Here is a 12,383-nt window from a genome sequence, read left to right as displayed (position 1 = left end):
CATGAACAACTCGTATCTTCCGCAGTCCCGGTACGTGCTGCCCTCGTACGTGGAGCGCACCAGCTACGGCGTCAAGGAGTCCAACCCGTACAACAAGCTGTACGAGGAGCGCGTCATCTTCCTCGGCGTGCAGGTTGACGACGCCTCGGCCAACGACGTGATGGCCCAGCTGCTGCACCTCGAGCACGAGGACCCGGACCGCGACATCACGATCTACATCAACTCGCCCGGTGGCTCGTTCACCGCGCTGATGGCGATCTACGACACGATGCAGTACGTCCGTCCCGACATCCAGACGGTGTGCCTCGGCCAGGCCGCTTCGGCCGCCGCGGTGCTGCTGGCCGCGGGCACCAAGGGCAAGCGGCTCGCGCTGCCCAACGCCCGCGTGCTGATCCACCAGCCCGCCACCGAGGGCACCTACGGCCAGGTGTCGGACCTGGAGATCCAGGCCAACGAGATCCAGCGCGTGCGCCGCCTCATGGAGGTCACGCTGGCCAAGCACACGAACAAGACCGCCGACGAGGTCAAGGCCGACATCGAGCGCGACAAGATCCTCACGCCGGACGAGGCCAAGGAGTACGGGATCATCGACGAGGTGCTCCCGTACCGCAAGGCTTCCGACAGCTGAGCCGACGCCCCGCGGGTGGGTGCGTGTCGGGCGACGACACGCACCCACCCGCCGGGCTATCGTGACCCGCACGCCCGGAATTACCGTTGGTCCTCCCGCCGGGCGCTTGGGGCGGGTACCGTCAATGGCAGCGCTTCGGCCCCACTCTCGGGGAGGGGCCGGCGAGACGAATCAGGTGCACCTGGGGCACCGGAGGGGACGAGGTCAGCGGTCATGGCACGGATCGGCGACGGCGGAGACCTGCTGAAGTGCTCTTTCTGTGGCAAGAGCCAGAAACAGGTGAAGAAGCTCATCGCCGGGCCAGGCGTCTACATCTGCGATGAGTGCATCGACCTGTGCAACGAGATCATCGAGGAGGAGCTGGCCGAGGCGGGCGACGTCAAGCTCGACGAGCTGCCCAAGCCCGCGGACATCCACGAGTTCCTCGAGCAGTACATCATCGGCCAGGACGACGCCAAGCGGGCGCTCGCGGTCGCGGTGTACAACCACTACAAGCGCATCCAGTCCGAGAGTAAGTCGGGCCCCAAGGACTCGAAGGACGAGCCGGTCGAGCTCACCAAGTCCAACATCCTGATGCTCGGGCCCACGGGGTGCGGCAAGACCTACCTCGCGCAGACGCTGGCGAAGCTCTTGAACGTGCCGTTCGCGATCGCCGACGCCACGGCGCTGACCGAGGCGGGCTACGTCGGTGAGGACGTCGAGAACATCCTGCTCAAGCTGATCCAGGCCGCCGACTACGACGTGAAGCGCGCCGAGACCGGCATCATCTACATCGACGAGGTCGACAAGATCGCCCGCAAGTCGGAGAACCCCTCGATCACGAGGGACGTGTCCGGCGAGGGCGTGCAGCAGGCGCTGCTGAAGATCCTGGAGGGCACCACCGCGTCGGTGCCGCCGCAGGGCGGCCGTAAGCACCCCCACCAGGAGTTCATCCAGATCGACACCACGAACGTGCTGTTCATCGTGGCGGGTGCGTTCGCGGGCCTCGAGAAGATCATCAACGACCGCATCGGCAAGCGTGGCCTCGGTTTCGGCGCGGAGATCCGCACCAAGCGCGAGATCGAGGAGAGCGACGTCTTCTCCGACACCATGCCCGAGGACCTCATCAAGTACGGGCTGATCCCCGAGTTCATCGGCCGGCTGCCCGTGGTCGCGAGCGTGACCAACCTCGACAAGCCGTCGCTGGTGAAGATCCTCACCGAGCCGCGCAACGCGCTGATCAAGCAGTACAAGAAGCTCTTCGAGATGGACAACGTCGAGCTCGAGTTCACCAAGACCGCGCTCGAGGCCATCGCCGACCAGGCCCTGCTCAGGGGCACGGGCGCCCGTGGTCTCCGCGCGATCATGGAGGAAGTGCTGCAGCCGGTGATGTACGACATCCCGAGCCGCGACGACGTGGCGAAGGTCGTGATCACCGAGCAGACGGTGCGCGAGAACGTGAACCCGACCATCGTGTCGCGCCAGCCGTCGAGAAGGCAGCGCAGCGAGCGTGGCGAGAAGTCGGCCTGAGCCCGGCTGACCGCGTCCGATGAGTTCGTCACCGCATCCGGGGCCCGGCGGGGAGCCGGTCCCCGGCGTGCACGAGTTCGGGGACGCGGCCGGACGGCTCGCCGCCGTGCTGCACCTGAGGCACCCCCGCGTGCACCGGGCGGCGTTCGTCGTGCTCGTGGTACTGGCAGCCGTGTGCGTGGCGGCCACGTTGACGCGCTTGTCACCGCTGCCACTGCTGCCGCTGCCCCTGTTCGGGGCGGCGGCTTTCGCCTGCCGGCGGGCCTCGCCCGCGGGAAACGACCGGCAGGTCGTCGGCTGGTCGGTGGTGGCCGCGCTGGCGACGGCTGTCGGCTTCTGGCTACTCGGCCTGGTCGGCCGTATCCTCTGAACCGGGTTTCGTGCCGGTCATCGGCGGTTATCGCTAACCAGAAGGAATGCGCGTCGAACGAAGAGGACCGCAAGTTGTGACGACGATACGCGACATGGACGCCGGCGCGTTCAGCCATCCGGCGCTCTTCTATCGCGACGAGTCGACCTACCTGGCAGGCACCGTCCCGTTCGTGCTCGACGGCCTCGCGGCGGGCGAGCCCGTGGCCGTGGCGGTGCCCGAACGAAACCTGGCCCGCATCGAGAACGCACTGGGCGACGCCGCGGGCGAGATCCTGTTGATCGACATGGGCGACGCGGGCCGTAACCCCGGCCGGATCATCCCCGGCGTGCTGCGCGCGTTCGCCGACGCCCACCCCGGCCCGGTGCGGATCATCGGGGAGCCGATCTGGGCGGGCCGCAGCGAGGACGAGTACCCGGCCTGCGCGCAGCACGAGGCGTTGATCAACGCCGCCTTCGCGGGCCGGAAGGCCACCATCCTGTGCCCGTACGACACGACGAGCCTGGCGGCGTCGGTGCTCGCCGACGCGGAGGCCACGCACCCCCTGCTGATCGACGACACCGGGGAGACGCTCAGCGAGCGCTACGCGCCCGACGACATCGTGGCGGCGTACAACGCTCCGCTGACACCGGCACCCGCCGCGGTCACGATGGCCTTCACCCTGGGTGAGCTGTCCAAGGCCCGGCACTTCGCGTTCGACTTCGCCACCGACGCGGGCCTTCCTGGCGACCGGGTGCAGGACCTGGTGCTGGCCGTGGGCGAGCTGACGGGCAACAGCGTGCAGCACGGCGGGGGCGGCGGCGAGCTGCGGTTGTGGACCGACGGCGGCCACCTGGTGTGCGAGGTCGAGGACGCCGGTCACCTCGCCGACCTGCTCGCGGGGCGCCGCCCGGTGCCGTTGAACCAGGTCGGCGGCCGCGGCCTGCTCCTGGTGAACCACATCGCCGACCTGGTGCGTACCTACCGCACGGCGCGTGGAACCATCACGCGCGTGCACCTCCGCCTCTAGGAGCGCACTGAACAACCGCTGCCCTACTGCGCGACGCCCAGACGGCGCCTCGCTGCGTTGTCGGAAAGCCCGAGTACGACCCCGGTACGAGGGCTTCCCTCCGCCTAATGAGAGTTGCGGGTTGGTCATTGGGCCGACTCGTGGTCGGTGACCATCGGTGGGTGAGCACTCTCTCCGCCTGAACCCCTTGTGTGGGGAGTTCTGTCGCAAGATCGTGCCCCTGCCGGTAGCCCGGGAGAACGGATCGCTGATGGGATGTCGTGCCCACCGAGTGTGGTGTGAGCACTGGTTCATTAGGCCGCTGAGTGTTCTCCCGCGCGTGACCGGGGTATGACGAGCGTTGTGGAGGGAGACGGACACGGTGCTGTTCGTGGGAGATGACTGGGCCGAAGACCATCACGATGTCGAGTTGATGGACACGGCGGGCCGGCGGCTGGCGAGAGCCCGGCTGCCGGAGGGGGTGGCTGGGATCGCCCGGTTGCACGCGATGATCGCCGAGCACCTGGGCCCGGACACCGATCCCGATCAGGCGCGGGTGGTGATCGGGATCGAGACCGATCGCGGGCCCTGGGTGGCTGCCCTGGTCGCCGCGGGGTACGCCGTGTTCGCGGTCAACCCGTTGCAGGCGGTCGGATACCGGCGGCGGCATGGTGTGTCCGGGGCGAAAAGCGACGCTGCGGACGCGCACATGCTGGCCAACATGGTACGTACCGACGCCCACGAGTTGCGCCCGATCGCCGGTGACAGCCCCGAGGCCGAGGCGGTCAAGGTCATCACCCGGGCGCACAAGACGTTGATTTGGGAACGCACCCGCCACACCCAGCGGCTGCGCCACAGCCTGCGCGAGTACTTCCCCGCCGCACTGGAGGCATTCGAGGACCTGGATGCACCCGAGGCGCTGGAACTGCTGGGGAAGGCACCCGACCCGGACAGCGCAGCGCGGCTGTCGCTGAGCCAGATCCGGGCCGCGCTGCGACGTGCTCGCCGCCGCGACATCGAGGGCAAAGCCACCCGGATCCAGTCGCTGCTGCGCGCCCAGCAGCTGGGGCAGCCCGCGGTGGTCACCGCGGCCTATGCAGCCACCACCCGCGCCGCGGTCACGGTGCTGGCCACCCTGCGCGCGCAGGTCAGCACCCTGCAGGGCCAGGTCGAGACGTTTTTTGGCCAGCACCCGGACGCTGAGATCGTGCTGTCCCAGCCTGGGCTGGGACCGATCCTGGGCGCCCGGGTGCTGGCCGAGTTCGGCGACGACCCCAACCGTTACGCCAGCGCGAAAGCACGCAAGAACTACGCGGCGACCAGTCCGATCACCCGCGCCTCGGGCAAGAAGAAGGTCGTACTGGCCCGCTTCGTGCACAACGACCGGCTGATCGACGCGTTGATGACCCAGGCCTTCGCCGCGCTCAACACCTCACCCGGTGCGCGAACCTACTACGACCAGCAACGAGCCCGCGGTGTCGGGCACAACCCCGCGCTGCGCCAACTGGCCAACCGGCTCGTCGGCATCCTGCACGGCTGCCTGAAAACCCGCACCCTCTACAACGAGACCACCGCCTGGTCGCACCACGCCAACAACATCGCCGCTTGACATTCAAGCTCCTGGGATGTCTTGCGAGGCCGCCGCCTGGATCGCCGCTCGCTACGGGCGGGGTCGTTCAGCACGCTCCTAGTCGACGCGCAGGTGTGGTGCGTGCAGGCCGAGGAAGTCGACCAGGCCCGGCACCGCGCTCCGGAAGAACTTCCCGTTGTGCCCGCCGCGTGCGGTGTGCGCCAGCTCGGGCCTGGCCTGCCGGATGAACCGTCGCACGCCTCCGATGAAGGGGTCCTGCTCGCCGCACCACACAGCCGTGGGAATGCCGCGAGTGGCGCCGATGTGGCGTAGCGGGTCCAGCGACGCCCACTCGGCCTCGCTGCTGAACGCCTTGCGCCTGCGCATCACCCTCCACGACGTGATCAACGCGGGGGAGATGGCCGCGATGGCGTCGACGGGGTGGCGCCGCTCGTTGCGCCGCCGCGCGTAGACGAAGGCGCCGAAGCCGCCCATCGAGGTGCCGGTGACGGCGAACGGCCTGCCCTTCGCGTCGCCGAGCCCGCGCTCGCGCAGCCAGCCGGGGACCTCGTCGAGCAGCATGGCCAGCGGGTCGTCGCCGGGATGGTGCTCGTGCCAGTAGCTGTTGCCGCCGTCCACGGCGACGAACCCGAACGGCGGCACCCTGTGGTTGGAGATGTCCTTGCCGAGCCGGTGGGCGAGGCCGGGCGGCGCCGCGTTGCGGGCGGAGCCGTTGCGCCCGTGCAGCAGCAGCGACATGGGCAGTCCTGGCGTTGGTTCCCGCGCCGGCAGCACCAGCACGAGATCCACGTGCCTGCCGCGTGCGTGCGAGTACACGCGGTCGACCACGGTGGCACCGGGCCCGGAGAAGACGGCGGGGAAGGACGAGCTCGCCGAGCGGCGCAGCGCGGAGGCCGGGGTGGGGGAATCGCTGAGGACACCGGTCGTGATCGCCGCGGCGGCGCCGACGCCGGAGGCCGCACCGGCCAGCAGGACCGTCCGCCTGCTCGGCCCGCGTGCCGAACCATCTCGCTCCGCCGGCACGGGCCCTCCCTTCCCCGTTCGCTGGCCTCAGCCTTCCATGATCCTCTTTTCACCCGTGTAAAGATTCATGCTCTCGCCGCGCAGGAAACCGACGAGCGTCATGCCGTTCTCCTCGGCGAGTTCCACCGCGAGTGACGACGGAGCCGACACCGCGGCGAGCATCGGCATACCCGCCATCGCCGCCTTCTGAACCAGCTCGAAGGATGCTCGCCCGGAGACCAGCAGTCCACAGTCCGAGAGTGGGATCAGCCCTTCGAGCAGGGCCCAGCCGAGCACCTTGTCGACGGCGTTGTGCCTGCCCACGTCCTCCCGCACGGCCAGCAGCCGCCCGTCCGGGGTGAACAGGCCTGCCGCGTGCAGACCGCCGGTGGCGGCGAACACGCGCTGCCGTTCCCGCAGGGTGGCGGGCAGGCCGGCCAGGACGGTGGTGCTGACCGTGAACGGCGAGCCCGACGGGTCGAACCGGGTGCGCAGCTTCACCGCGTCGAGCGCGGCCTTGCCGCACACCCCGCACGACGACGTCGTGTAGAAGTTGCGCTCCACGCCCGTGTCCGGCTCCGGGACGCCCTCGGCGAGCGCCAGGTCCAGCACGTTGTAGGTGTTGCGGCCGGTGTCGTCGACGCTGTCGCAGTAGCGGGCGGTGGCGATGTCCTCGCGCGAGCCGATGACGCCCTCGGAGAGCAGGAAGCCGTGGGCGAGCTCCACGTCGTGGCCTGGCGTGCGCATGGTCACCGCGAGCGGTTTGCCGGAGACGCGCAGCTCGAGGGGCTCCTCCGCGGCCAGCGCGTCCGGCCTGCGGCGTTGCCCGTCGGGGGTGAGCTTGCGTACCGGTCTGCGTACCGTCACTCTGCCCATCGGACCTCACTCCCACCCGACGTTCGACAGCTGTTTGCTGCGAGCGTGTACTTCCTGTAATACATTCTCGGCTAGAACAGACTTGGCATACTTTCGACAGTATTCAGTGTACGGAGGTGCCGGAGTGGCACGCGGCTTCCTGGACCGCTCTCACAGCATCGCACCCGCGAACTGGAGCCGATGGCTGGTTCCCCCGGCCGCTCTCTCGGTACACCTCGCGATCGGGCAGGTCTACGCCTGGAGCGTGTTCAAACCGCCGCTGGAGGAGGCGCTCGGGCTCAGCGGCACCGAGAGCGCACTGCCGTTCCAGCTCGGCATCGTGATGCTCGGGCTCTCGGCCGCGTTCGGTGGCACGCTCGTGGAGCGCAACGGGCCGCGCTGGGCGATGTTCGTGTCGATGACGTGTTTCTGCTCCGGCTTCCTCGTCTCGGCGCTGGGCGTCGCGGCCTCGCAGTACTGGCTCGTGGTCCTCGGCTACGGGGTCATCGGCGGCATCGGGCTCGGGATCGGCTACATCTCGCCGGTGTCGACGCTCATCAAATGGTTCCCCGACCGGCCCGGCATGGCCACCGGCATCGCGATCATGGGCTTCGGCGGCGGCGCGCTGATCGCCTCGCCGTGGTCGAGTCAGATGCTGGAGTCCTTCGGCGAGACTACGGGCGGGATCGCCACCGCGTTCCTCGTGCACGGCCTCGTGTACCTCGTCTTCATGTCGATGGGTGTGCTGCTGGTCCGCGTGCCCGCCGACGGCTGGAAGCCGGCCGGGTGGAAGCCCGGCAACGGCGGCACCGGGAAGATGATCACCACGGCGCACGTCTCCGCGCGCAACGCGATCCGGACCCCCCAGTTCTGGCTGCTGTGGGTGATCCTGTGCTTCAACGTCACCGCGGGCATCGGCATCCTGGAGAAGGCCTCGCCGATGATCACGGAGTTCTTCCGTGAGACGTCCACCCCGGTCGGTGCCGCCTCCGCGGCCGGGTTCGTCGGGCTGCTGTCGCTGACCAACATGCTCGGCCGGTTCGTCTGGTCGTCCACATCGGACATCGTGGGTCGGAAGAACATCTACCGCCTCTACCTCGGCGTCGGCGCCGTGCTGTACCTGGTCATCGCGCTCACCACCAACACCTCCAAGCTCGTGTTCGTGTTGTGCGCGATGGTGATCCTGTCGTTCTACGGCGGCGGGTTCGCGACGGTGCCCGCCTACCTCAAGGACCTGTTCGGCACCTACCAGGTCGGGGCGATCCACGGCAGGCTGCTCACCGCGTGGTCGGCGGCGGGCGTGCTCGGCCCGCTGATCGTCAACGCGATCGCCGACAGCCAGGAGGCGGCGGGCAAGCAGGGGCCGGCCCTCTACTCGACGTCGCTGTTCATCATGATGGGCCTGCTGATCGTCGGCTTCATCGCCAACGAACTGGTGCGGCCGGTCGACCCGAAGTTCCACGAGCCCTCCGCCGAGCAGGCGGTCGCCTCGGAGAAGGAGGCCCGGTGAGCGAGACACCCGAGTCCCGGCCCGCGCGGCGGACGCCGTTGCTTGTCCTCGTCTGGCTGTGGGTGGGCCTGCCGTTCGCCTACGGCCTCTACGAGCTGATCAGGAAGGTCGTGCAGCTCTTCGGCGGCTGAGCCGGCCGAGCGAGCGGACACCCATTTACCTGCCGGTTACTCTCCGCGTCTTGCCAACTCGTTAGCGAGCCGAAAGACTAGCGGACGTTGCCTGGGGCTGGGGAGGTTGGTGTGGCCGCACCGCGTTCGGTTCGTCGAGCTGTGCTCGTGGTCCTGCTGGCGCTGGTGCTGCCGGTGCTGACCGTGCCCGCGCAGGCGCAGACCCCCTCGGCGCACCGGGACCCCGGGAACGGCGCCGAGCGCAGCGCGGCCGCGGCGACCGCCGTGCCGGCACGCGCGCTGGTCGCCGCCGAGGACGAGAACCGCCGAGGCGGCGGCCGGCAGGGCTACCCGCGGCAGACCGAGCTGCGGGTCTTCCCCGAGGAACCGGCCGACAAGGCCGTCAAGCTGGGGCTGCTGCCCTACCACGCGATCGCGCCGAAGCTCAACGAGCTGCAGCAGCGCAGCGACCGGGTGTCGGCCGAGGTCATCGGGCAGAGCACGCTCGGGCGCGACCTGTACCTGGTGACGGTGACGGCGCCGGAGACCGCGGCGCAGGCCCGGCAGCAGGACCGCTGGCGCGAGCTGATCGAGAACGACCCCCGCGCGGCGGCACGGGACCGGGCGCTCGCCGCGGGCTACAAGGCGCCGGTGTGGATCAACGCGAACATCCACGGCGACGAGTGGGAGGGCACCGACGGTGCCATGCGGGTGATCGAGGATCTCGCGACCACCACCGACCCCGCCGAGGTCCGGCTGCTCAAGAGCACCCGGATCTACTTCACCGTCACCAACAACCCCGACGGCCGCGTGGCGGGCACCAGGGCCAACGCGGCCGGGTTCGACGTCAACCGCGACCACATCACCTCCACCCAGCCCGAGTCGAGGGCGGTGCGCGACGTGGTGATCGGCACGCAGCCGCTGGTGATGCTCGACGAGCACGGCTACACGGGCACCACGCTCATCGAGCCGGGAACACCGCCGCACGGCCAGAACTACGAGTACGACCTCTACCTCAAGCACGCCTACGAGAACGCGCTCGGCATGGAGAAGGCGATCGCCGGGCTCGGGCACCCCGAGACCGCCCGCGCCGACATCCCGTTCCGCGACTTCCCGCCGGGCGAATGGGACGACTGGCCGCCGATCTTCACGCCCATGTACGCGATCTACCACGGCGCCGTCGGGCACACGGTCGAGGTGCCACTGCGCGTCAACCGCACGGAGTACGACGAGCTGCCGGTGGAGGAGCTGCGCCGCCGCTCGGGCATCAACACCGACGTCGCCGCGAGCACGATCACCGCGGGCATCGCCTACGCGGAGGCCAACCGGCGTGAGCTGATCGCCGACCAGATCGAGGTGTTCCGCCGAGGCTGGGCCGGTGAGCCGCAGCGGGAGATCCCGGACGGCTACGTCCCCGGCTTCGGCGAGGAGGACCGCTACTCCGTCGAGTTCCCCCGCGCCTACGTGATCCCGGCAGGCGACGCGCAGCGCTCGGCGCCGGCCGCCGCCCGGCTCGTCGACCACCTGATCGCCAACGACGTGCGCGTGACCCGCGCCCTGCACCCGTTCCGGCTCGCGGGAACGATGTACCCGGCCGGCTCCTACGTGGTCGACATGCACCAGCCCAAACGCGGGCTCGCGAACGTGATACTGGCCGAGGGCAAGGACATCTCCGCCGACGTGCCGCGGATGTACGACATCTCCGGCTGGAGCCTCGGGCTGCTCTGGGGAGCCACGGTGGACGTCTCGCGCGAGCAGGCGCCGAAGGTCCGGACCACGCCGGCGGCCGCCGCGTCGCCCACGGGCGGCGTCGACGCCCCGGGCGGCAGGGATCTCGCGCTGACCGTCGCCGACGGCAAGGACGTGCAGGCGGTGAACTTCCTCGCCGGGCAAGGGGTTGCGGTGCACCGGCAGGACGACGGCACCGTGGTGGTCCCGGCCTCGGCGCGCCGGCAGGCCGAGGCGGCGGCCGAGCGCTTCGGGGTGCGGTTCACCCGCGCGCCCTCGGGCGAGCGCGGACCGGTGCTGGGCAGGCCCGTGATCGCCGCGGCCGTGTCGGCCGACGAGCTGTTCGTGTTGCGGGAGCTGGGTTTCGACGTCCGGCCGGTCTCGACACGGGCCCTCAACGAGGGCTTCGACCTCACCGCGGTGGACGCGCTGTTCGTGTCGGCGGGGCTCTCCTACGCGCAGCTGACCGGTGAGGCGAGGCAGCGGCTGGCCGTGTTCCTCGCCGACGGCGGCGTGGTCACGAGGGGCGCGACGGGCGCGACGTTCAACGCCGAGGCCGCGCTGCTGCCGGTGACCGCGGTGCGGGGCCGCTCCGACGCCAACGGCGTGGTCTCGGTGTCGAACGGCGAGGGCGTGGTGGGCACCGGTTCGCCGGGGCACGCGTTCGTGTACTCGCCGTTGTGGTTCACCGGACTGGGTTCCGGTGTGGTCGCCGAACAGCGGTACGCCGAGGACGGCCCGCTCGTGGCGGGGCACTGGCTGCCGGGCCCGGCTGAGCTCGGCCCGGCGCAGGCGGCGGGCGAAGCATCGGTGGTGTCCGGGGTCGCGGGCGCGGGCGCGCGCACGGTGCTCTTCGGCACGGAGCCGCTGTTTCGCGGTCACCCGAAGGGGTTGTACGCGCAGGTCGCCAGGGCGCTGTACTGGACGGCAGTAGGCTAGGCGGCATGAGCACGAACCGCCCCGCCTTCCATCTCGCCATTCCCGTCGACGACCTGGGCAAGGCCCGTGACTTCTACGGTGGTGTGCTCGGGTTTCCCGAGGGCCGCTCCGACACGGCGTGGGTGGACTGGAACGTCCACGGCCATCAGGTGGTGACCCACGTGGTGCCGGGGCACAAGCCGACCGCGGGCCACAACCCGGTCGACGGTCACGCGGTGCCGGTTCCCCACTTCGGGTTGATCCTGCCGGTCGACGGCTTTCACGAGCTGGCCGAGCGGCTGCGCGCGGCGGGCACCGAGTTCGTCATCGAGCCGTACCAGCGGTTCGCGGGCGAGCCGGGGGAACAGTGGACGATGTTCCTGCTCGACCCGGCGGGCAACGCGCTGGAGTTCAAGGCCTTCTCCGACGAGTCGCAGATCTTCGCGAAGTAGCGGTTTTCCTGCGAACCACCCGGACGGCCTCTAGGCTCGGGGAATGCTGATCGCGGAGGACCTGCTCCTGCTGGTGTTCGACGACGTCGAGGGCAAGCCCGTGCCCGGCGTGCAGAACGTGGAGTACTCGCTCGCCGGGGCGCTGCTGATCGAGCTGGCGATGCTGGGCAGGGTCGACGTCACCACCGAGGCCGACGAGGGCACGGCGGGCAGGCTCGTGGTCAGGGACGAGTCGCCGACCGGGCGGGACGTGCTCGACGACGCGCTGGCCAAGCTGTCCACAAAGGAGGGCCGCAAGGCGAAGGACGCGATCGGCCCGCTGTCGGGCAAGGGACTGTCCGACCGCCTGCTCGCCGGGCTCGCCGACCGGGGCATCCTGCGCCGCGAGGAGGGCAGGATCCTCAAGCTGTTCCCCGTCACGCGCTGGCCCGCAGAGGACTCGCGGGCCGAGGAGCGGACACGGGCCGAGCTGGATCGCGTGCTCGTGCACGGGGAGGACCCTGGCGAGCGCACGGGTGCCCTGATCGCGCTGCTCACCGGCATGGGTGTGGTCAAGCGCGTCGTCGAGAGCGACGATGCCCAGCTGGTGGAGCGCAGGGCGAAGGAGATCGCCGAGGGCAACTGGGCCGGCGAGGCCATGCGCAAGGCCGTCGAGGAGATGACGGCGGCGGTGATGGTCGCCGTGTTCGTCCCGACGATCGTCACCACCGCCACCACGTAGC

The 12,383-nt window shown here is 69.9% G+C and carries 12 protein-coding genes; 10 read left to right on the top strand and 2 right to left on the bottom strand.

What is annotated here, in order from left to right; translation table 11 throughout:
* Window position 1: 1 nt before the first annotated feature.
* The 5 genes from BA062_RS32010 to BA062_RS31990 all read left to right on the top strand — a co-directional run bounded on the left by BA062_RS32010 (window position 2) and on the right by BA062_RS31990 (window position 5,104).
* Entirely contained in the window at window positions 2-628 is a 627-nt protein-coding gene (locus BA062_RS32010; protein WP_110342856.1) for an ATP-dependent Clp protease proteolytic subunit, read from the top strand.
* Between the two features lie 213 nt (window positions 629-841).
* Window positions 842-2,137, top strand: coding sequence for an ATP-dependent Clp protease ATP-binding subunit ClpX (gene clpX, locus BA062_RS32005; RefSeq protein ID WP_110342855.1), 1,296 nt, complete (start codon window positions 842-844; stop codon window positions 2,135-2,137).
* A gap of 19 nt (window positions 2,138-2,156) precedes the next feature.
* Complete coding sequence (locus BA062_RS32000; RefSeq protein WP_146240111.1) at window positions 2,157-2,507, top strand: hypothetical protein; 351 nt, start codon at window positions 2,157-2,159, stop codon at window positions 2,505-2,507.
* A 76-nt stretch (window positions 2,508-2,583) separates the two neighbouring features.
* Window positions 2,584-3,516 carry an anti-sigma factor RsbA family regulatory protein gene (locus BA062_RS31995; RefSeq protein WP_391360641.1) on the top strand — a complete coding sequence of 311 codons (933 nt, stop codon included), beginning with the start codon at window positions 2,584-2,586 and terminating at the stop codon, window positions 3,514-3,516.
* A gap of 361 nt (window positions 3,517-3,877) precedes the next feature.
* Window positions 3,878-5,104 (top strand): IS110 family RNA-guided transposase, encoded by a 1,227-nt coding sequence (locus BA062_RS31990; RefSeq protein ID WP_110342634.1) that lies wholly within the window; start codon window positions 3,878-3,880, stop codon window positions 5,102-5,104.
* A gap of 78 nt (window positions 5,105-5,182) precedes the next feature.
* Here BA062_RS31990 and BA062_RS31985 read toward each other — a convergent pair whose 3' ends face one another.
* On the bottom strand, window positions 5,183-6,109 hold the full coding sequence (locus BA062_RS31985) for an alpha/beta hydrolase (RefSeq protein ID WP_110342852.1): 927 nt from the start codon (window positions 6,107-6,109) through the stop codon (window positions 5,183-5,185).
* Between the two features lie 27 nt (window positions 6,110-6,136).
* A complete protein-coding gene (gene fdhD, locus BA062_RS31980) occupies window positions 6,137-6,964 on the bottom strand; it encodes a formate dehydrogenase accessory sulfurtransferase FdhD (protein WP_110342851.1) in 828 nt (275 codons plus the stop codon).
* Window positions 6,965-7,088: 124 nt separating this feature from the next.
* On the opposite strand from fdhD, the gene BA062_RS31975 reads away from it, so the two are divergent.
* The 5 genes from BA062_RS31975 to BA062_RS31960 all read left to right on the top strand — a co-directional run bounded on the left by BA062_RS31975 (window position 7,089) and on the right by BA062_RS31960 (window position 12,382).
* The gene (locus BA062_RS31975) at window positions 7,089-8,453 is read left to right on the top strand and encodes an L-lactate MFS transporter (protein ID WP_110342850.1); all 1,365 of its coding nucleotides are present in this window, start codon (window positions 7,089-7,091) and stop codon (window positions 8,451-8,453) included.
* Window positions 8,450-8,584: an MFS transporter small subunit gene (locus tag BA062_RS41090; RefSeq protein ID WP_255565667.1), complete on the top strand. Its 135-nt coding sequence runs from the start codon at window positions 8,450-8,452 to the stop codon at window positions 8,582-8,584. The genes BA062_RS31975 and BA062_RS41090 overlap by 4 nt, the downstream gene beginning before the upstream one ends.
* A gap of 111 nt (window positions 8,585-8,695) precedes the next feature.
* The gene (locus BA062_RS31970) at window positions 8,696-11,230 is read left to right on the top strand and encodes a M14 family zinc carboxypeptidase (RefSeq protein ID WP_245960105.1); all 2,535 of its coding nucleotides are present in this window, start codon (window positions 8,696-8,698) and stop codon (window positions 11,228-11,230) included.
* 5 nt (window positions 11,231-11,235) lie between these two features.
* Entirely contained in the window at window positions 11,236-11,661 is a 426-nt protein-coding gene (locus BA062_RS31965) for a VOC family protein (RefSeq protein ID WP_110342848.1), read from the top strand.
* Window positions 11,662-11,704: 43 nt separating this feature from the next.
* Window positions 11,705-12,382, top strand: coding sequence for a GOLPH3/VPS74 family protein (locus BA062_RS31960; protein ID WP_110342847.1), 678 nt, complete (start codon window positions 11,705-11,707; stop codon window positions 12,380-12,382).
* Window position 12,383 lies beyond the last annotated feature (1 nt).

Origin of the sequence: Prauserella flavalba, assembly GCF_003202235.1 — a bacterium.
Lineage (GTDB): Bacteria > Actinomycetota > Actinomycetes > Mycobacteriales > Pseudonocardiaceae > Prauserella_A > Prauserella_A flavalba.
This window is presented reverse-complemented; position numbering and strand designations above follow the sequence as displayed.

What these genes read in the sequence shown, in the direction of transcription:
- BA062_RS31960 (WP_110342847.1), top strand. Translation starts at nt 11,705, where the DNA reads ATGCTGATCGCGGAGGACCTGCTCCTGCTGGTGTTCGACGACGTCGAG.
- BA062_RS32010 (WP_110342856.1), top strand. Translation starts at nt 2, where the DNA reads ATGAACAACTCGTATCTTCCGCAGTCCCGGTACGTGCTGCCCTCGTAC.
- BA062_RS32000 (WP_146240111.1), top strand. Translation starts at nt 2,157, where the DNA reads ATGAGTTCGTCACCGCATCCGGGGCCCGGCGGGGAGCCGGTCCCCGGC.
- clpX (WP_110342855.1), top strand. Translation starts at nt 842, where the DNA reads ATGGCACGGATCGGCGACGGCGGAGACCTGCTGAAGTGCTCTTTCTGT.
- BA062_RS31965 (WP_110342848.1), top strand. Translation starts at nt 11,236, where the DNA reads ATGAGCACGAACCGCCCCGCCTTCCATCTCGCCATTCCCGTCGACGAC.
- fdhD (WP_110342851.1), bottom strand. Translation starts at nt 6,964, where the DNA reads ATGGGCAGAGTGACGGTACGCAGACCGGTACGCAAGCTCACCCCCGAC.